Source organism: Labrenzia sp. OB1 (assembly GCF_001624695.1).
Classification (GTDB): Bacteria; Pseudomonadota; Alphaproteobacteria; order Rhizobiales; family Stappiaceae; genus Roseibium.
This window is the reverse complement of sequence record NZ_JSEP01000001.1, coordinates 493515-514130: the sequence shown is the minus strand read 5'-3', so window position 1 is coordinate 514130 and position 20616 is coordinate 493515. Positions and strand designations below refer to the sequence as shown.

Here is a 20616-nt window from a genome sequence, read left to right as displayed (position 1 = left end):
GGGAAACTCAGATGATCGGGAAACTCAAGGGAACGATCGACAGCTACGGCGAAGATCATGTCATTCTGGATGTGCACGGGGTCGGCTATCAGGTTCATTGTCCGTCGCGCATCCTGCAGGGCCTGCCAAGAGCGGGTGAGGCCGCGGTTCTATTCATCGAAACGATCGTTCGCGAAGACATGATCCGGCTTTACGGATTTGGCGTCGAGGCGGAGCGGGAATGGTTCCGCATGCTGATGACGGTTCAGGGCGTCGGCGCCAAGGTGGCGCTCGGTGTTCTGGGTATCCTCAAGGCGGGGGAAGTGGCCAACGCCATCGCACTCGGCGACAAGGCAACGATTTCGCGGGCGCCGGGTGTCGGAAAACGGGTGGCCGAGCGTATTCTCGCGGAACTGAAGGACAAGGCGCCGGGTCTTGCCAGCGTCGACGAGGCGACGATCTCCGTGTCGCAGTCGGTTGCCGATAATGTCGCCGCGCGGCCTGTCGCCGAAGCCGTTTCCGCGCTGACGAACCTTGGATACGGCCAACCGCAGGCAAGCGCGGCCGTGGCCAAGGCGATGCAGTCGGCCGGAGAGAACGTCACCACGGAGCAGTTGATCCGTCTGGGCCTGAAGGAACTTGCCGGATGATTGTCGCTTTTTATGCCGTCCTTGCCGTTGGGTTCGTCGTTCTGGGTATCGGCGGGATCATGTTTCTCGATCACCGTTTCTCCCAGGCGGTCGGTGACAGGTCGTTTGCCATGAAAGGCCGGCGGCTGGAGACGGATGACCCCTTCGTGCGGCGCCAGTTCAGAAAGTATCACGCGATCAGGGTTGCTTATTGCGCGCTGCTTCTGGTGCTGCTGTTTACGGTCGTAAGCAATGTCGGATGACACTCGCATCGTAACACCCGAGATCCGGGGCGACGAGATCGACGGCACAATGCGCCCGCAGGTGCTGGATGATTTTGTTGGCCAGGCACAGGCGCGTGCGAATCTGAAGGTCTTCATCGGCGCGGCGAAAGCACGCGGTGAAGCGCTCGATCATGTATTGTTCGTCGGTCCGCCGGGACTGGGAAAGACGACGCTGGCTCAGATCATGGCGCGCGAACTCGGCGTGAACTTTCGGGCAACCTCGGGTCCTGTGATCGCCAAGGCCGGCGATCTGGCGGCGCTTCTAACCAACCTCGAAGAGCGCGATGTCCTGTTCATAGACGAGATTCATCGGCTCAGTCCGGCGGTCGAGGAAGTGCTCTACCCGGCCATGGAGGACTATCAGCTCGATCTGATCATCGGGGAAGGGCCCGCGGCCCGATCCGTGAAGATCGATCTGGCGAAATTCACGCTTGTCGCTGCGACCACCCGGCTCGGACTTCTGACGACCCCGCTCAGGGACAGGTTCGGGATACCCGTCCGCCTGCAGTTCTATACGGTTCCGGAGCTGGAACACATCGTCAAGCGCGGGGCGTCGATCCTGGGCCTGGGCATCGCCGAGGACGGGGCACATGAAATCGCGAAACGCTCGCGCGGAACACCGCGCATCGCCGGGCGCCTGCTGCGGCGGGTCCGCGATTTCGCGATTGTCGCCGGTATCGAGCGAGTGGACAGGGCTCTGGCGGACAAGGCGCTGCTGCAGCTCGAGGTGGATGGCGCGGGGCTGGACAGTCTGGACCGGCGTTATCTTACCCAGATCGCGGTCAATTTCGGTGGCGGACCCGTGGGCATCGAGACTATCGCCGCCGCTCTCTCAGAACCCAGGGACGCGATCGAGGAGATCGTTGAGCCGTATCTGATCCAGAACGGCTTCCTGCAGCGGACACCACGCGGCCGGATCCTGACGCCGATGGCCTTCGATCACATGGGCTTTGCGGTGCCGTCCAGGGCCGACACGCCGCAGATGGGCCTGTTTCTGGATCCGGAGTAAGACGCGAATCTGTTGTTTTTTGAGGTGCCTGAAACGCACGTACAGCCATCAGGACCCGCAGATGCTTGAAACCGCGCGTCCTCGTTCAAAGATCTAGACTTTTGTCTTGGGATTACAGGGATAGCAAAAGGCAGCCTGCCCAAAAAACGAGGCCGCCCGAAAAGGCGGCCTCATTGGGGTGTGATACTTCAGAGGGCGGTCAGGCAGCCTCTGCGGAGTTTTCCTTGATGCCCTTGAGGAAAGTCCCGACACTTGCGCTCAACTCATGGGCTTCCTTGTCCAGGCTTTGGGCTGCAGAGTAGACCATGTCCGCCGCCTCGTTGGTAATGCCGGCGGCGGAGGAAACGCCTCCGATGTTGTCGGTTACCTCTTGCGTACCGGCTGCAGCCTGCTGGATGTTGGAAGCAATCTCGTTGGTGGCAACGCCCTGCTGTTCGACCGCAGCCGAGATGTTGGTCGTGATCTCGTTGATCTTGCTAATGGTGCTTGTGATGGTGCCGATGGCTTCGACCGCGTGACTGGTTTCACCCTGAATGCTGGAAATCTGCGAGGAAATTTCCTCGGTGGCCTTGGAGGTCTGGGTCGCCAATTCCTTCACTTCGGCCGCGACCACCGCAAAGCCCTTGCCCGCCTCTCCGGCACGGGCAGCCTCGATGGTCGCATTCAGCGCCAGCAGGTTGGTCTGCTCGGCAATGGCCTGGATGAGCGTGACGACTTCGCCGATTTTCGCGGCCGCTTCGGAAAGCCCCTGGATGCGTTCGTTCGTCGAGGATGCCTGCTGCGCCGCCTGGGATGCGATCTCGCTGGAGGAGGACACCTGTCGGCTGATTTCGGCAACCGAAGTGGCAAGTTCTTCCGCGGCTGCGGCAACCGTTTCCGTATTGGCAGACGCGGTTGCAGCTGCGGAAGCAACCGCCTCGCTCTGGTTCGTGGTCTGCTGGGCGCCAGAGTTCAGGTTTGTGGAGGCATGTTGCAGACTTTCCACCGAATTGGTGATCGTGTTCAAAAGGCCGGTGATCTGGACGTCGAACTCCGAGGAAAGTCCCTGGATGTTGCTCGAGCGCCGCAAGTCCATTTGCTGGCGTTCGTTCTGGGTGCGCTCGAGCTCCCGGCGCGTGTTTTCGTTGGCAACGAAGGTTTCCATGGCTTCCGCCATTTCACCGATCTCATCCCCGCGACGCATTCCTGTAATCTCGACGTTGGTGTCGCCGTCCGCCAATACCTTCATGCTCAGGGTCAGGCCCTTCAGCGGAACAACGATGTTACGGATCGCGGCGATGGCGATCACGGTGGCGATCAGGCCACCTATGGCCAGGACGCCTATCATCGTGCTGACCTTGGACCAGAAGGCGGCAGACACATCGTCAACATAAACGCCAGTGGCCGTCACCCAACCCCAGGGCTCGAAGGCTTCCGACCAGGTGGACTTGGGGATCAGCGCGTCCTCGCCCTTGCGGTTCCACATGTACGTCACGACGCCGCCGCCGTTGCGGGCGGCGTCGATCATTTCGCGTACGTGGTACTTGCCGGTCTTGTCCTGCGAATTCCAGGCGCTCTTTCCTTCGCTGGCCTTGTTGGCGCTGACGATGCGTGTTCCTTCATAGTTCTGAATGAAGGCGTAGTTGTTCCCGTCGAATTGTATCGCACGCACAACGTTGCGCGCCCACTCCTGGGCTTCTTCCCTGCTCAGTTCCCCTGACGTCTCCAACTCATGGAAGTACTTCAGTACGGAGTTTGTGATCTCAACGACCGTCTGAGTTTTTGCAGTGCGTTCGCCGTAAAGGATCGTCCGTAGCGACCAGAGATCGTAAGTAATGATCGCAAGTGTGAATACGGCAAGGCTGATGACCGGAATCCAGATCTTGAAGCCAATACGAAATTTATCGAGAAGCATTTTCGAGGTCCTAATCAGGATGAATTTCTTGTATAATTGATTGATATTGTTAATTTAGTTTGAATGAGAAGATATTTGGGGGGCGTTTGGAAATCTACTTGTTTTTGCTTTCTCTCCGTTTGTTGAAAGTAAATCTCCGAAGGAATTTTCTGTATAATTTTGTCAAGTTCTGAAAAATAATTCTCTGCAGGTTTTCGTATTTCATTTAGTCGGTCAGAGAGAAATTGCACACGTTCTTTTCGCACTTGCACAATATCTTTGGTGCCTCGAGTTCACGAGCCTTTACTACTCCATGACCGGCAATTTCATATTGGCGGTACTACCTATACAGGCAAGGGCGAAGTCCGCATTTGGAAACGCCGGAAACTGATTTCCTGATGTGATTGATACCAGCCTCATCAAAGAGGGTCTTGTTTGTTGAAATTGGTATGCCTGTTCGATCTTCTGGAACAACCTGGAAGAACAAAGAGCGCCTTGGTGGAAGCTTGTAATTTTTGTCAGGTTCAAGGCCCTATATTAAGTATTTGTTTGTCAATGTGTCCGTATCGTCCCGCGATCTTTTTGGGGGGATTTTATGCGCAAGCGGCTGTCATCTAAACTGGCTCTCATGTTTTTTGCCGGCGCACTGGTTATGTGCGTGGCAATCGTGGCTGTCACATCCAAGGTTTCGCGCGATGTCGCCAACGGTCAGGCCGATAACGGCCTGACCAGTGCGACAAGGGCGAAACAGAAGGTGCTCGAACTGGCTCTGAACCAGGTGATCTACAGCGCCCGGTTCTTCGTCTCTCTCGATGAAGCCAAGGACAGTCTGATGAAGTCGATGGTCGGCTGGAAGAACCTGAAGGAGGGACAGACAGAAACCCTTCGACGGATCTTTGTCACCGACAATCCGCATGCGCCGCACGAGCGCCATTTGCTCAGTGAACCGGCTGAAACGAATTATTACGTGAACAACCACAAGGCCGTGCATCCAGTCTATCAGGACGTGATCGGTCAGGGTCTGTTTTCAGATGCCGCCCTGGCGAACCCGGAAGGGTTCATAACCTATACCTACGGTAAAGGTCACGAATTCGCCCATCATGTGGATGCACCCGAGATTGAGGGCCACCCGGTCCAAAACGCATTCGGCGCTCTGTATGCTGCTGCAAAAAACGAGACGCTGGCCGCAGGACAGATCTTTTCCTCCGGTTTCGTCACCGCAGAGGACGGGGCTGTTTCACTGGTTCTTGCGGCTCCCATATTCTATCTCGACCGCTTTTTCGGAGCGCTCGCGTTCTCGGCGGACATGAGCCACCTGGCTAAACTTCTGAACGAGCCGGCGGGCCTAGGCGAGAGCGAGCAGGTTTTCCTGGTCGATTCGACGGGCAAGCTGGTCCAGCTTGATGCCGCAGGACGCGCAAGCGCAACCTATTCACTGGCGGATATCAGCGCGGGAGACCATTTGATCCGGCTGGGCGGCGAGGACTACCGGTTTGCCGACACGGAAAGCACGTTTGAAAACAAAGCCTATGGTGTTGTCGAAGCCGTCCGGCAGACCGAACTCTCGGCCGCCGCGAACCGCATCACCTACGGCGCGGTTCTCTCCGGTTTCCTGTGCCTCGTCCCAATCGTCGGTCTCATCTGGTGGATCACCAGGCGCATGTTCTCTCCGATGGAACGCCTGTCGGTTGCCGCGCGCGCGATTGCCGACGGCGATCTGGAGGTCATGGTGGAAGCGACCGAGCGTCAGGACGAGATCGGCCGCATGGCGCGCTGCATTGAAGTCTTCAAGGAGAACTCCGTCGAGCGAGAGCGGCTGGCGGAAGAGCGCAAGGTCGGCCATATCGCCCGCGAGACCCGGGAAAAGAGGATCGATTCACTGATCGCGTCGTTCCGGGCTGAATCCCAGTCGGTGCTTGAACTGGTGGAAAGCAACATCGCCCGTGTCGAGGATGTTTCCGCTGCCCTCAGCCAGAGATCGGCTTCGGCGACCGATCACGGGCAGACTGCGGTGTCCACGTCCCAGAACGCCTCCTCCAATGTCCAGGCGGTTGCTTCCGCCACAGAAGAACTCAACGCCTCCATCGCGGAAATCTCCCGCCAGGTCGAGACGACCGCGTCCATCGTGGGACAGACGACTACGGCGGCGCAGAGTTCCAACGCCAAGATCTCCGGGCTTGCGGAAGCGGCCAAGAAGATCGGCCACGTCGTGTCGCTAATCTCTGAAATCGCCGAACAGACCAACCTCCTGGCTTTGAACGCGACCATCGAAGCTGCTCGCGCAGGTGAAGCGGGCCGTGGATTTGCCGTTGTTGCCTCGGAAGTGAAGTCCCTTGCCGGCCAGACCGCGAAGGCGACGGAAGAGATTTCGACTCAGGTCTCTGCCATTCAGGCCTCCACGACCGAAGCGGTGGAAGAAATCGCTCGCGTCTCGGGGTCCGTTGAAGAGGTCAATTCCTATACGGTGACGATTTCCGAAGCCGTTCAGCAGCAGGGTGCCGCAACGGGTGAAATCTCCCGCAATGTTTCGGAAGCGGCCGAGGGGACGCGCAGCGTTGCGACAACGGTCGCGTTGCTGAACGAGGGCGTTGCAGAAAACTCCGAGGCGGTCGGCGATGTGCTGACGGCAACCATCGAGATGAAACAGCAGGCGGAACAGCTTCGTGCCTCCGTCGAGACTTTCCTTGCCGAGGTTGCCGCAGCCTGAGTGTGAAGCCTCGCCCGGTTGTCCCGGTTGAGGCTGCTTGAGCTCTGGTTTAACGGAGGAACGGCATGGACCGGTTCACGGGTGGCTGCGTGTGCGGCAACGTCCGTCTTGTGGCGTCGGGACGTCCATACCGGGTCGGTCTGTGTCATTGTCTCGAGTGCCGCAAGCACCATGGGGCTCTTTTCCATGCTTCCGCGATATTCCCTCAGGAAGCGGTGACAATAGAAGGTGAAACCCGCGACTATGCCGGGCGGTTTTTCTGTCCCCGATGCGGCTCTTCCGTCTATGCGCGCACGGGAGACGAAATCGAAGTGAACCTGGGGTCCCTGGATGCCACGGACCAACTGATGCCAACCTACGAAAGCTGGACGATCCGCCGCGAAAGCTGGTTGCCACCGTTTCCGCTCATGAAACGATACGATCGCGACCGTGATGCCACGAGCCGCTTCGTGGAATAGGTCACTTGCGCCGTACACGCTAGGCGCGGGCGGTGGCAGGCGATAAGCTCCAGCCTTCATAAATGCAAAGAAAAGGACGCTGCGGTGACTGATTGGCCGGATCTTGCCGGACGCCTGGAAGAGGGCGGCCACGTGCTGCCCATTCGCGTCTATTATGAAGACACGGATTTCACCGGCATTGTCTATCACGGGGCTTACGTGCAGTTTTTCGAACGCGCGCGCACCGATTTTCTTCGCATGATCGGTATTCATCATTCGGAACTGGCGGGAGGAAACCATGGCGTTCCGCTTGCCTTCGCCGTACGGTCCATGACGCTCGATTTTCAAAAGCCCGCCCGTATCGACGATGTTCTTCTGGTTCGCAGCAGCGTTTCGGATGTCAGGGGCGCCCGGGTGAAGCTTGATCAGGTCGTCTTCCGGGGCGAAGACTTGCTGGTTTCGGCCGCAGTCACCGTCGCGGTGATCACCGCTCAGGGGCGTGCGACCCGAATGCCACCGATTCTTGCAGAAAAACTTCGTCTTCACGCGCCGGGTGAAACGTCTGTCGGATGAACACCTTGGGCAGGTTGTCCTCATCACGGCTGCGTGTTGCCGCGAAAATGAATCAAATGAGGTTTATGCGTTAAGCTCGCAGTAACCTTAATTGATTCCTTTAGAGATGGACTTGCTTTGATTGGTTAAGTCCCAGTTTTGACAAAATCAAACGTCAGAGAGGCGGCAGAACAACAGGAGCCGGTCCGTATTTCCGGTCCAATTCTGCAACTGCCGGAGATTTGAATGCACAACGGTTTCGTACCGCCAAGAGGTCATTGAGATTATGGAAACACTTGTCCAATCGACATTGACAGCTCCCGACAGCGGTATTTCGTTTTTCTCGCTGTTCTGGCAGGCGCATATCGTCGTCAAGATCGTCATGCTCGGCCTCCTCCTGGCATCGGTGTGGTGCTGGGCCATCATCGTCGATAAATTCATGCTCATCGGCCGCACCCGGCGGCAGATGAGCCGATTCGAGACGGTGTTCTGGTCCGGCCAGTCGCTCGAGGAGCTTTATGGTACGCTTCACAATCGGGTCAACCATTCCATGGCGGCCCTGTTCGTTGCGGCCATGCGCGAGTGGAAGCGAAGCCATGAAGGCGCGCGCCCTGCAATCGCCAGCTTGCAGCAACGTATCGACAGGGTGATGGATGTCACCATCCAGCGCGAAGCCGAACGGCTTGAAAGCCGGCTGCTCATACTGGCGACCGTCGGTGCGGCGGCACCCTTCATCGGTCTGTTCGGCACGGTCTGGGGCATCATGACGGCGTTTCAGGCGATCGCGGCTTCCGAGAGCACAAACCTTGCAGTTGTCGCACCGGGGATCGCGGAAGCGCTGTTTGCGACCGCGCTCGGTCTGCTGGCGGCGATCCCGGCCGTTATCGCCTACAACAAGTACTCCCACGATGTCGGCAAGGCGGTCTCCCGCATGGAAGGGTTCGCCGACGAGTTTTCAGCGATCCTGTCCCGCCAGATCGACGAGAGGGGCTGAACCATGGCCATGCAGGTCAGTTCAGGCCAGTCGGGCGGACGGCGCGGACGGCGCCGGCGGCGGAATGCGCCGATGAGCGAAATCAACGTGACGCCCTTCGTGGACGTCATGCTGGTTCTGCTGATCATCTTCATGGTGGCCGCACCGCTGCTGACCGTAGGTGTGCCGATCGACCTTCCGGAAACCCGCGCCAAGGCGCTTGAAGGGGATACGGAGCCGATAACGATCTCGGTGAACGCCGCCGGAGAGATCTTCATTCAGGATACACCGATCGGACTGGACGAAGTGGTGCCGAAGCTCGAGGCCATCGCATCCAACGGCTACGAGGAACGGATCTACGTGCGCGGCGATCAGGATGCCGACTACGGCACGGTGATGAAGCTTATGGGACGGATCAACGCGGCCGGGTTCAAACGCCTCGGTCTTGTCACTCTGGAAGAACGGGACTCGTAACGCGTCATGCGCGCAGGTCTCATCGCGTCTTTGGCCGGTCATACGGCCATCCTGCTCTGGGGCATTGCGGCCTTTCCGGACGCGGAGAGTTATTCTGTGCCCGCAGTGGATTCCCTCCCGGTCGATCTGGTGCCGATTGAAGAATTCACGCGGCTGAGGATCGGTGAGAAAACCGCCGAGATCCGGGAAGTCGCAGCGGTGGAACCCAGCAAGACACCTTCGGAAAAGCCGACCGAACCCGACGAGACGCCGGGCGAGAGCAACGTTCAGCAGCCGACGCCGCCGACCCCGGCTCCCACGCCCGCACCCGAGCCGACGCCTGCTCCCGAGCAGGTTGCGGAACCAGAACCTGAGCCTGAACCGGCACCCGCTCCGGAGCCTGAGCCCGCCGAGACGGCCGAACCGGTGCCCGCGGCTGAACCCGCGCCGGAACCGGAACCGCAGCAGGAAGCCGCGCCGGCCCCGCAACCGATCGTCACGAGCGTGGCTCCGCGGTCGAAACCTGCTGCGCCGAGAAGAACGCCCGAACCACCGGACGAAAACTTCGACAGCACACAGATCGCGGCTCTTCTGAACAAGGTCGAACCGGCGAAACAGTCCGGAGCGTCGTCGCAGCAGCCGGCCTCGCTCGGATCCAACAGGGGCCAGCAGGATGTGCGCATGAGCCAGTCGGAACTCGACGCGCTCAGAGGCCAGGTGGCGCAATGCTGGAGCCCGCCGGTCGGTGCGGTCGGTGCGGAAGATCTCAAGGTCAGGGTCCGCTTCAACCTTTCGCGCGCCGGAGACGTTTCAGGCAGTCCCGAGGTGCTCAATTCAAGCGGAAATCCGGCCTTCGGGGCGGCCGCGAGCAGTGCCGTACGCGCCGTCATGCGCTGCCAGCCATATTCCCTGCCGGTTGCGAAATACGACGCATGGCAGGAAGTCATCATAAACTTTGACCCGAGAGAGATGCTTGGGGGATAGTCCGGCTTGGCCGAACTGATTGTCGATAAGGGAGCTGTTGTGCTCATGCGTGGAATACTGAAAAAACTTTCTGTTCTCGCTGACCGGAGATCCGTCGGACTTGCCGTCCTGATGGTTTTGGCGACCGTCATCGCACCACGACCGGCATCGGCGCTTGTTGAAATCGATATAACCCAGGGAAACATCGAGCCGCTGCCGATTGCCCTGCCGTCATTTTCCGCCGACGGAGGCGACAGCAAGCTGGCTGCCGACATGACGTCGGTGATCTCAGCCGATCTGAAACGCTCCGGGCTGTTCAATCCTCTGGATCCGGCCAGTTTCATCCAGAAGAACATGAGCGTGAATTCCACACCGCGCTTCGGCGACTGGCGGCAGATTTCGGCGCAGGCGCTGGTCACGGGGACCGTCATCAAGCAGGCGGACGGGCGGCTGCGTGCCGAATTCCGCCTCTGGGACGTGTTCGCGCAGGAGCAGATGCTTGGACAGCAGTTCTACACGACGCCGGAAAACTGGCGCCGCCTGGCGCATATCATCTCGGACGCGATCTACGAGCGGCTGACCGGCGAAAAAGGCTATTTCGATACGCGCATCGTTTTCGTCGACGAAACCGGCCCCAAGGACAAAAGGGTCAAGCGTCTGGCGATCATGGATCAGGACGGCGCCAATGTCCGTTATCTGACGCGTGGCGAGGATCTGGTGCTTACTCCCCGGTTCTCGCCGACGAGCCAGGAAGTCACCTACATGTCCTATGGCGGTGCGGATCCGAGCGTCTATCTTCTCAACATCGAGACCGGACAGCGCGAAATCGTCGGTAACTTTCCCGGCATGACCTTCGCACCCCGGTTCTCACCGGACGGGCAAAGCGTCGTCATGAGCCTTCAACAGGGTGGCAACGCGAATATCTTCAAGATGGATCTCAGGTCCCGCCAGACCACGCGGCTGACCAATTCGGCCGCCATCGACACGAGCCCCTCCTTTTCACCGGACGCACGGCAGATCGTCTTCGAATCCGACCGGGGCGGCTCGCAGCAGCTCTATGTCATGAACGCGGGCGGAGGTGAGGCAAAGCGAATTTCGTTCGGCCCCGGCCGGTATTCGACGCCGGTCTGGTCACCGCGCGGCGACCTGATTGCCTTCACCAAACAGCATCAGGGGCGGTTCATGATCGGTGTCATGCGGCCGGACGGCAAGGGCGAGCGCATCCTGACCGAGGGATATCATAACGAGGGGCCGGCCTGGTCTCCCAACGGGCGGGTGCTGGTGTTCTTCCGCGATACGCCTGGCGCCAACGGTGGGCCGCAGGTCTGGACGGTCGACCTGACCGGATACAATGAACAGCGGGTTGAAACCCCGGCCTTCGCGTCGGATCCGTCCTGGTCGCCGCTGATCGACTGAGACATCATGCGGCCTGCCTTGCCTGATGTCATGGAAAGGCAGACCGCGCGGGACTTTCGATACAGGCTTGACAGACAGGCCGTGTTAGGAAGTTGTTAACCATGTTTGCAAAGACGGTTTTAACCAGGTTTGGCTAGAAAGCGTTTACCAAAGACCAGACGATCCATGAGGTCAGGTTGGCGGGGCTGGGGATTAGGAGACAGGAATGTTCAAACGAGAAAACGCCGTTCAGGGCGCGCGATGGATGGCCATCTGTTTCGCTGTTCTGTTTGTGGCGGCATGTGCCCAGACCAAACCGGACGGGCTTGCAGGTAATGTGAAGCCGGGCACAGGCCAGGACTTTGTGGTGAATGTCGGCGACCGTGTGTTCTTCGAAGAAGACCAGTCGGTGATAAATTCGCAGGCCCAGGCGACGCTTGCCAATCAGGCAAAATGGCTGAGCCGCTATTCGCAGTACACGATTACCGTGGAAGGCCATGCCGACGAGCGCGGCACGCGCCAGTACAACATTGCACTTGGCGCGCGACGCGCGCAGGCCGCGCGGGACTATCTCGTCTCCCAGGGTGTGAATGCATCGCGTATCAAGACGATTTCCTACGGCAAGGAACGTCCGGTGGCCGTGTGTAACGACAACAGCTGCTGGTCCCAGAACCGGCGTGCGGTGACGGTTCTCAACAACGCCACCAACTGATCGGATCGCCGATCTGAACCGAAGGCCGGACCCAGTGTCCGGCCTTTTTCATGCCATCTGAACGGCGGGGGGCATGAAAACGGGCCGAATTCTTCCGGCTCAATGCCGTCACTGCCAAAATTTAGCCGAAGTCCGGGCGCTCTGTGCCCTTGAGTACAGAGCCGGGCATGATACATACCGGAGGGTATGAGACGTCATGCACACGGATCTGCGTCGGTATTGGCTATTTGTCCGGTCCGTTGGTGCTCGGCATATCCCAGACCGGAGGAGCGAATGCGGAATTTAAGGGGACTGGCAGGTCTCGTCATGGCGGTGGTTTTCATCGCCGCTGCCACACCGTCCGAGGCGCAGCTGTTCGGACGCAAGAATGATGATTCATCTGTCCGGATCGGCCAGTTGGAAGAGCGTATCCGGGTGCTGACCGGGCAGATTGAGCAACTGGCCTACCAGATGCGGGAACTGCAGGACCAGATGCGCCGCATGCAGGAAGACAATGAATACCGTTTTCAGCAGCTTGAAGGCGGAACGCCGGGCAAACGGTCCGACGTGGCGCCGGGGAGCACCGCACCAGGGCTCTCCCCGGAGGGGACACCGGAAACGGGTACCCTGATTGCGCCGGGCGGCGGGTTCGCGACCCTCCCGTCAGGCGGATCGGGCGACAGCGACTGGTCGCAGGCCGGCGGCTATGAAGGCCCGACCGGGTTGCCGACCGACGGACCGATCGATCTGTCCGCCCTGGCGCAGGGACTGGAAAATCTGCCCGGCGCGGGTGGGGACTTTGCTCCCGATCCGGGTCTGGCGACCAATGACGACCAGATTGCAAGCGTTATTGGCAGCAGCGACCCCCGCACGGATTACGATCAGGCCTATTCCCTCGCGGTCAATGGCGATTATGCCGGTGCCGAACAGGGCTTCCGGACATTCCTGGAGAACTACCCGGAAGACGGTCTGTCGGCCAATGCCCAGTACTGGCTGGGGGAAAGCCTGCTTGCACAGCAGAATTTCCGCGAAGCCGCGGATGCGTTTCTGAAGACCTATACGGACCATCCCGGCAATTCGAAGAGCCCGGACAGTCTCCTGAAACTCGGCGTGTCGCTGCGCGGCCTCGGCGAGGCGGATGCCGCCTGCGCGACTTTCTCCGAACTCCTCAACAAATATCCGAATGCCGCCCCCGCCGTTTTGTCGCAGGCACGGGATGAGCGCCGCCGTGCACAATGTACCTGACGGGCCAGTCGAGCCGCCGGTTGAGCATTCAGCGCTCCCGGACGAAGATATCGATTTTCTTTTCAGCGGTCTGAAACCCTTTTCAAAGCTCACTCTTGCCGTCTCGGGCGGAGCGGATTCCTCAAGTCTTCTTGTTCTTTTCAGCGAATGGATGAGACGTGCGTCCTGGCGGGGCGATGCGGACGTTGTCTGTGTCGATCACGGGCTGCGCCCGGAAAGTGCCGCTGAAGCGGATTTTGTTGCCGCAATGGCCGCCGGTCGGGGCCTGCCTGCGAAAATCCTCCGTTGGGAAGGTGAAAAACCCGTCAGCAATGTCCAGGAGGAAGCGCGCCGGGCGCGTTATCGCCTGATCGCCGGTCATATGCGGCAGTCGGGCGCCCAGGCTCTTGTGCTGGCACATCATCTGGACGATCAGGCCGAAACCTTTCTGGACCGGCTGACGCGCGGCAGCGGGCTTGCCGGACTGGGCGCCATGGCGGACGACGAGGCGGGCGGTCCGCACGGGTTGCGGTTGTTGCGCCCGCTTCTGAGTGTGCCGAAGAGCCGCCTTGAGGCAAGTCTGAGGCAGCGCGGGCAGACCTGGTGTTCCGATCCTTCCAACCTCGACCTCAAATACAAACGAAGCCGCCTGCGGGCCATCATGTCGCTGCTGGACGAAGAAGGTCTCAGCGCCAGCCGGATCGCGCAGACGGCAGGGCATTTGCGCCGCGCGGGCGAAGCTCTTGAGACAACGCTTCAGACGCTGGTGCAACAACATGTCACCGAGCATCCGGCAGGTCCGCTCAGGATGAGCCGGGACGCCTATCGGGCAACCGCGAAAGATCTGCGGCTGCGGCTGCTGATCCGATTGGCGTCAGGCGCTGCCGGGAGCCGGGTCCGGATCAGGTTCCGCAAACTGGACGCTCTGGATCTGGTGCTGAGTGCCGGAAACGATTGCCGGCAGACGCTTGCAGGGGCGATTTTTGACGCGGACAGCAGCACGATCCGGGTCTGGAAGGAAGTGGGCCGGACAGCTCCCGAAACGCTAACCGTCGCGGCTGCCCCTGGTGTCTGGGACAATCGTTACCGGTATTGGCGGCCCTCCGATATGTCCTCGCCGGATGTTGAGGGCAAGCTGCATCTGGGGCCGCTCTGCCGCGCACCTGTTCAGGCCAGGGATGTTTTCTGGCCCGACGGCTGGCCGAAGGAGGCCTTCGACTGTTCACCGGTCGTTTGGACGGCGGAGGGCATCATCGGTACATCTTCTCTTTCGACGTATCTGCCGGTCGGCAATTCTGACGAGGGTATTGCACTGAATTTGGAAAGAACATCGTTCCTGCACAATTTGCAGGCTGAATATCTGTATGGTGGAGGCCCGGAAGAGGAAATCTAGAGTTTTCCTCAGGTTCAACATCTGTTAGAGCTCCGAACTTAACAAATTAGTCAGTGCATCTGCGCAACTATGGCGCACCGCCTTGGCAGCGGGCCTTGGGCGACCTATCTTCGCTTGAAGGAAAATAACCGCGTGAGTTATGTCGCGTCGGGCGGTTAAGGGAACAAAATGAACGCACATTTTCGCAATTTCGCCCTTTGGGTGATCATCGCCTTGCTGTTGATCGCACTGTTTCAACTGTTTCAAAGTCCCGCGCAGCATGGCGCGACGAATGAAATAGCTTATTCGGACTTCATGAAGCAGGTCGATAATGGTGAAGTCAGATCGGTCGTCATTCAGGAACAGAAGATCTCCGGCAACTACAACAGTGGCGGTGCTTTCCAGACCTATGCACCGGACGGCGCGCAATATGTCGACGAACTCCGTGGAAAGGGTGTGTTGATCAAGGCAACGCCTCCTTCAGAGAGTTCTCCGTTGCTTGGAGCCTTGTTCTCCTGGTTGCCGATGTTGATCATTCTCGGCATCTGGATCTTCGTGATGCGTCAGATGCAGGGATCCGGCGGCAAGGCCATGGGTTTCGGTAAGTCCAAGGCCAAGTTGCTGACCGAGGCACATGGCCGGGTGACGTTCGAAGACGTCGCAGGTATCGACGAAGCCAAGGAAGATCTGCAGGAGATCGTCGAATTCCTGCGCGATCCGCAGAAGTTCCAGCGCCTCGGCGGCCGCATTCCGCGCGGTGTTCTGCTGGTTGGCCCTCCGGGCACCGGTAAAACGCTGACGGCGAGGGCCGTTGCAGGTGAGGCGAACGTTCCGTTCTTCACCATTTCGGGTTCCGACTTCGTTGAAATGTTCGTTGGTGTGGGCGCGTCCCGTGTTCGCGACATGTTCGAACAGGCGAAGAAAAACTCGCCCTGCATCATCTTCATCGACGAAATCGATGCTGTCGGCCGTCATCGCGGCGCCGGTCTCGGCGGCGGCAATGACGAGCGCGAACAGACGTTGAACCAGTTGCTGGTCGAGATGGACGGGTTCGAACCGAATGAAGGCGTGATCATCATCGCCGCGACGAACCGTCCGGACGTGCTCGATCCCGCGCTTCTGCGTCCTGGCCGTTTTGATCGTCAGATCGTGGTGCCGAACCCGGATATCACCGGTCGCGAAAAGATCCTGAAAGTGCACATGCGCAAGGTGCCGCTGGCGCCGGATGTGGATATCAGAACGCTTGCACGCGGCACACCGGGCTTTTCCGGTGCGGACCTGATGAACCTTGTCAACGAGGCCGCCCTGCTTGCCGCCCGCCGCTCCAAGCGGCTGGTGACCATGGCCGAATTCGAGGACGCCAAGGACAAGGTGATGATGGGTGCGGAACGCCGCACGCTGGTCATGACCGAGGAAGAAAAGAAGCTTACGGCCTACCATGAGGCCGGCCATGCGCTGGTCGCGCTGCATCAGGAAGCTTCCGACCCGATCCACAAGGCAACCATCATTCCGCGCGGCCGTGCGCTGGGTATGGTCATGCGCCTGCCGGAAAAGGACCAGGTGTCCCTGACCCGTGCCAAGTGCAAGGCCGATCTTGCCGTTGCCATGGGTGGCCGTGTGGCCGAGGAGATGATCTTCGGTTACGAGAAGGTCACTTCCGGAGCGTCCGGCGATATCCAGATGGCCACCAAGCTTGCCCGCGCCATGGCGACCCAGTTCGGCATGTCCGACAAGCTGGGGCCGCTGCTTTACGGCGAGAATCAGGAAGAGGTGTTCCTCGGCCATTCGGTCGCCAAGAACCAGAGCGTCTCCGACGAAACCCAGAAGATCGTCGACGCGGAAATCAAGTCCTTCGTCAATCAGGGTTATGAGACCGCGAAGAAAATTCTGGGCGATTTCGAGGACGAGCTCCACACAATCGCCAAGGGTCTCCTGGAATACGAGACGCTTTCGGGCGATGAGATCAAGGGGCTACTGGTCGGCAATCCGCCGGTTCGCGATACGGATGACGACCAGCCGGTCGGACGGTCCTCCGCTGTGCCGACCGCCGGCGCGAAACGCGGTGGCGACGAGCCGAGCGGCGGCATGGAACCGCAACCGCAGTCCTGATTGCGTCCCGGCGATCAACGCAATGACTTCAAATGCCCGGCGCAAGCCGGGCATTTTTATTCCGGCCTTTGCGGATTGTCAGTGAATGGTAACAATTGCTCACATATTTTGAAGCACAGGCAGTGCGAACTGCGCTAAATATGCGCTTGATCGACCAGCTTTGGTGCGAGTTCGCACAAATAAAGACAATTCAACGGACATGATTGATGCGTAAGTTTTTCGGGACCGACGGTATTCGCGGCCAGGCCAATACATATCCCATGACGGCGGAGATGGCTCTGAAGGTCGGTATGGCTGCCGGTCTGGTGTTCAAGAACGGCGGACACCGCCACCGGGTGGTCATCGGCAAGGATACGCGTCTTTCCGGATACATGCTTGAGAACGCACTGGTGGCCGGGTTTACGTCCGTCGGCATAGATGTGTTCCTGCTCGGGCCGATGCCCACGCCGGCGGTCGCCATGCTTACCCGGTCGCTCAGGTCCGATCTCGGCGTGATGATTTCCGCCTCGCACAATCCTTTTCAGGACAACGGCATCAAGTTCTTCGGACCGGACGGTTTCAAGCTCAGCGACGAGATCGAGAAGACCATCGAGAAGCTGATCGAAGCCGACCTGACGTCCCGCCTTCCGGAAGCAAGCGACCTTGGCCGGGCAAAGCGGATCGACGGCGCTCAGCAGCGCTATATCGAATTCGCCAAGCGCACCCTGCCGCGCGAAATGAGCCTTGAAGGTTTGCGCGTGGTCATCGATTGCGCCAATGGCGCGGCTTACAAGGTGGCTCCCGAAGCTTTGTGGGAGCTTGGCGCGGACGTGATCACGATGGGGGTCTCGCCGGACGGCTTCAACATCAACAAGGAATGCGGTTCCACGTCCACCGATGCGCTGTCGGAAAAGGTGCATGAGGTCAGGGCGGATATAGGTATCGCACTCGACGGCGATGCGGACCGCGTCATCATCGTCGATGAGAACGGAGCCGTTGTCGACGGTGACCAGTTGATGGCCGTGGTGGCGCAATCCTGGCAGGCGAGCAACCGTTTGTCAGGTCAGGGAATCGTTGCGACCGTAATGTCGAACCTCGGGCTGGAGCGGTATCTTGAAAGCCTTGGCCTCAACCTCGCCCGTACACGGGTGGGGGACCGCTATGTGGTCGAACACATGCGCGCCAACGGCTATAACGTCGGGGGAGAACAGTCGGGACATATCGTCCTGTCCGATTTTGCCACCACCGGTGACGGTCTGATCGCCGCTCTGCAGGTGCTTGCCTGCGTGAAGGACCAGAACAGGCCGGTTTCAGAAGTCTGCCGCCGGTTCGAGCCTGTGCCCCAGGTGCTCAAGAACGTGCGTTACAGCGGCGGTACGCCGCTGGAGAAGGACCTCGTCAAGTCTGCCATTGAAGATGGTGAGGCGCGTCTGGGCAAATCCGGCCGTCTTGTGATCCGCGCCTCCGGGACCGAACCTCTTATCCGGGTGATGGCGGAAGGCGACGATGCGGAGCTTGTCAAGCAGGTGGTCAACGATATCGTCGGTGTCGTGGCTTCCGCTGCGGCCTGATATCCAGGCCCTGAAATCCAAGTATCTCGAGTTGAGAGCAAATTTTAATCTTTTGTAAATAAACCACCGCCAATTAAGGTTGCGTTAAGGTAAAAAATCACGGTTAAAGAACAAAGTTAAGTCACCTTTAATGAATTCTCGTCAGTATGTCCTTGAGTTTGATGTGTCCGGCATATGTTGAAGCGGGCGCTCACTGGAAGAGGACGAGGACATGGACAATTCTTTTAAGCGTTTGTCTTTGACCGGCTTTGCTGTTGCACTTTCCACTGCGGGTTATGCTGCGGATTTGCCGGCCCCGGTCATTGAGCACATTCCGCAAATCCCGGTAGCGGCGGGCGGCTTATATCTGCGCGGCGATATCGGTTACAAGATTTACGGCGATCCAAGCGGTAGCTTCAACGATCCGGTTATCGGGGATCTGCGCTTTGAACGCGAATCGATAGACAACGCATGGATGATCGGCGTTGGTGTCGGTTACCAATTTAATGACTATTTCCGGTCCGATGTCACGATTGACTATGAGACTGCGGCGAGCGTCAAGGGTTATGCAGTCTGCGGTACCTGTTCGGGTGGATACTCGGAAGAAGGCACTGACATCGACATCTGGACTGTAATGCTGAATGGCTATGTTGATCTCGGGACCTGGAACAGGATCACGCCTTACGTTGGCGCGGGTATCGGTGCGTCCTACGTGACAACTAACAACACCTACTCGATCAACCCGGGTGGCAGCGGACGCAGCAACTATGACGGCAAGCACAGCGAGTGGAATTTCGCGTGGGCTTTGATGGCAGGTGCGTCCTATGCCGTAACCGACAATTGGTCTCTTGATGCCGGTTACCAGTATCGTGATCTGGGTGATGCAGCGACAGTGAAACTTCATGATGCAGGCTCCGGAGAGACTCGCGTTGAGTGGGAGGATCTGACCGCTCACGAAATTCGGCTTGGTGTCCGCTATACCTTCAATTCCATGAGGACTGCGGCCGCTCCGGTCTATTACGAGCCGCAAGGGCCGATCACGAGCAACTTCTGATCCTCTGCCAAAGCACAATTGCAAAGGCCGGTCATTGGACCGGCCTTTGTCGTTTCAAGGCCGATTTGATTTGACCGGCGTCAAGGATCGTCTTATTCCCACAGGTGGGCCACCCCTCCCCAACGAGGGGCTACTATCTGTGAGGGTAGACGGATATGACAGATCTCACCGCAAAGCCGGACGTGCGTCCGGCCAATCCCAATTTTTCTTCAGGTCCCTGCGCCAAGCGTCCCGGATGGGCGCTCGAGAACCTCGGCGAAGCGCCTCTGGGCCGGTCCCACCGTGCGAAACCTGGCAAGGCGAAGCTCGCCGAAGCCATTGAGCTGACCCGCAAGGTGCTTCAGGTGCCGGACGACTACCGGGTCGGCATCGTTCCTGCTTCCGACACCGGGGCCGTCGAAATGGCACTTTGGTCGTTGCTCGGCGCGCGCGGCGTCGACATGCTGGCCTGGGAAAGCTTCGGCTCCGGCTGGGTCACCGATGTGATCAAGCAGTTGAAGCTGGACAACGCCCGCGTGCTGGAAGCTCCCTACGGTGAGCTGCCGGATCTTTCCCAGGTCGATTTTTCAAACGATGTCGTCTTCACCTGGAACGGCACCACGTCCGGCGTACGCGTGCCGGATGGTGCCTGGATCCCGGCGGATCGGGACGGCCTGACGATCTGCGACGCGACGTCCGCGGCTTTCGCGCAGGATCTTCCCTTCGACAAGCTCGATGTGGTGACGTTCTCCTGGCAGAAGGTGCTGGGTGGAGAAGCCGCGCATGGTGTCCTGATCCTGAGTCCGCGCGCCGTTGAGCGGCTGGAGAGCTACAGCCCCGCCTGGCCGCTGCCGAAAATCTTCCGCCTGACCAAGGGCGGCAAGCTGATCGAAGGCGTGTTCAAGGGCGAGACGATCAACACGCCCTCCATGCTTTGTGTCGAGGACTACCTCGACGCGCTGAAATGGGCGGATGGCCTCGGTGGCCTTTCCGGCCTGCGCGCCCGGGCGGATGCCAACCTGAAGGTTCTTGCCGACTGGGTGGAGACATCGGACTGGGTGGATTTTCTCGCTGTCGATGCGGCGACCCGGTCCAACACCTCCGTCTGCCTGAAAGTCACCGACCCGGGTGTGCGGGCTCTTGGCGCGGCGGAACAGGCCGCTTTCGCGAAGTCGATTGCCGGTGCGCTGGATGCGGAGGGTGTCGCCTATGACATCGGCGCCTATCGTGATGCCCCGTCCGGATTGCGCATCTGGGCCGGAGCGACGATCGATACGGCCGACCTCAAAGCCCTGACCTTGTGGCTCGACTGGGCCTTCAGGGCCGAAAAATCGAAACTGGCTCAGGCCGCCTGAGCATTTCCCCTTAATGACGACACCACCGGGCGGGACACCGCCCGGATTG

The 20616-nt window shown here is 59.4% G+C and carries 18 protein-coding genes; 17 read left to right on the top strand and 1 reads right to left on the bottom strand.

The genetic code is table 11. From position 1 onward, the window contains the following. The first annotated feature begins 11 nt into the window (after positions 1-11). From ruvA to ruvB, 3 genes are read left to right on the top strand one after another with little or no spacing between them, the layout of a single operon-like run. Positions 12-629, top strand: a complete 618-nt coding sequence (gene ruvA, locus OA90_RS02255) for a Holliday junction branch migration protein RuvA (protein ID WP_068406436.1) — start codon at positions 12-14, stop codon at positions 627-629. Then, positions 626-871 (top strand): endonuclease, encoded by a 246-nt coding sequence (locus OA90_RS02250; protein WP_068406435.1) that lies wholly within the window; start codon positions 626-628, stop codon positions 869-871. Before ruvA ends, OA90_RS02250 begins: the two co-directional genes overlap by 4 nt. Then, a complete protein-coding gene (gene ruvB, locus OA90_RS02245; RefSeq protein WP_068406429.1) occupies positions 861-1901 on the top strand; it encodes a Holliday junction branch migration DNA helicase RuvB in 1041 nt (346 codons plus the stop codon). The genes OA90_RS02250 and ruvB overlap by 11 nt, the downstream gene beginning before the upstream one ends. Positions 1902-2100: 199 nt before the next feature. Here ruvB and OA90_RS02240 read toward each other — a convergent pair whose 3' ends face one another. Then, entirely contained in the window at positions 2101-3795 is a 1695-nt protein-coding gene (locus tag OA90_RS02240; RefSeq protein WP_068406427.1) for a cache domain-containing protein, read from the bottom strand. Between the two features lie 574 nt (positions 3796-4369). Between OA90_RS02240 and OA90_RS02235 the strand changes: the two genes are divergently transcribed. The 14 genes from OA90_RS02235 to OA90_RS02170 all read left to right on the top strand — a co-directional run bounded on the left by OA90_RS02235 (position 4370) and on the right by OA90_RS02170 (position 20567). Continuing rightward, the gene (locus OA90_RS02235; RefSeq protein ID WP_068406423.1) at positions 4370-6481 is read left to right on the top strand and encodes a methyl-accepting chemotaxis protein; all 2112 of its coding nucleotides are present in this window, start codon (positions 4370-4372) and stop codon (positions 6479-6481) included. Positions 6482-6546: 65 nt separating this feature from the next. Then, positions 6547-6939 (top strand): GFA family protein, encoded by a 393-nt coding sequence (locus OA90_RS02230; RefSeq protein ID WP_068406421.1) that lies wholly within the window; start codon positions 6547-6549, stop codon positions 6937-6939. 84 nt (positions 6940-7023) lie between these two features. Then, entirely contained in the window at positions 7024-7491 is a 468-nt protein-coding gene (gene ybgC / locus OA90_RS02225) for a tol-pal system-associated acyl-CoA thioesterase (protein ID WP_068406414.1), read from the top strand. A gap of 265 nt (positions 7492-7756) precedes the next feature. Then, positions 7757-8464: a protein TolQ gene (tolQ, locus tag OA90_RS02220; protein WP_068406412.1), complete on the top strand. Its 708-nt coding sequence runs from the start codon at positions 7757-7759 to the stop codon at positions 8462-8464. A 3-nt stretch (positions 8465-8467) separates the two neighbouring features. Further along, entirely contained in the window at positions 8468-8917 is a 450-nt protein-coding gene (gene tolR, locus OA90_RS02215) for a protein TolR (protein ID WP_068406409.1), read from the top strand. A gap of 6 nt (positions 8918-8923) precedes the next feature. Continuing rightward, entirely contained in the window at positions 8924-9880 is a 957-nt protein-coding gene (locus OA90_RS02210; RefSeq protein WP_068406406.1) for a TonB C-terminal domain-containing protein, read from the top strand. A 111-nt stretch (positions 9881-9991) separates the two neighbouring features. Next, complete coding sequence (gene tolB / locus OA90_RS02205; RefSeq protein ID WP_199823571.1) at positions 9992-11275, top strand: Tol-Pal system beta propeller repeat protein TolB; 1284 nt, start codon at positions 9992-9994, stop codon at positions 11273-11275. 205 nt (positions 11276-11480) lie between these two features. Next, entirely contained in the window at positions 11481-11966 is a 486-nt protein-coding gene (gene pal, locus OA90_RS02200) for a peptidoglycan-associated lipoprotein Pal (protein WP_068406403.1), read from the top strand. 273 nt (positions 11967-12239) lie between these two features. Beyond that, a complete protein-coding gene (gene ybgF / locus OA90_RS02195) occupies positions 12240-13190 on the top strand; it encodes a tol-pal system protein YbgF (RefSeq protein ID WP_068406394.1) in 951 nt (316 codons plus the stop codon). Beyond that, on the top strand, positions 13162-14562 hold the full coding sequence (gene tilS / locus OA90_RS02190) for a tRNA lysidine(34) synthetase TilS (protein ID WP_068406393.1): 1401 nt from the start codon (positions 13162-13164) through the stop codon (positions 14560-14562). The genes ybgF and tilS overlap by 29 nt, the downstream gene beginning before the upstream one ends. A gap of 168 nt (positions 14563-14730) precedes the next feature. Then, positions 14731-16650 (top strand): ATP-dependent zinc metalloprotease FtsH, encoded by a 1920-nt coding sequence (gene ftsH / locus OA90_RS02185; RefSeq protein WP_068406388.1) that lies wholly within the window; start codon positions 14731-14733, stop codon positions 16648-16650. A 206-nt stretch (positions 16651-16856) separates the two neighbouring features. Then, positions 16857-18200, top strand: a complete 1344-nt coding sequence (gene glmM / locus OA90_RS02180) for a phosphoglucosamine mutase (RefSeq protein WP_199823559.1) — start codon at positions 16857-16859, stop codon at positions 18198-18200. Positions 18201-18411: 211 nt separating this feature from the next. After that, complete coding sequence (locus OA90_RS02175; RefSeq protein WP_068406380.1) at positions 18412-19233, top strand: outer membrane protein; 822 nt, start codon at positions 18412-18414, stop codon at positions 19231-19233. Positions 19234-19388: 155 nt separating this feature from the next. Continuing rightward, positions 19389-20567, top strand: coding sequence for a phosphoserine transaminase (locus OA90_RS02170; RefSeq protein WP_068406377.1), 1179 nt, complete (start codon positions 19389-19391; stop codon positions 20565-20567). Positions 20568-20616 lie beyond the last annotated feature (49 nt).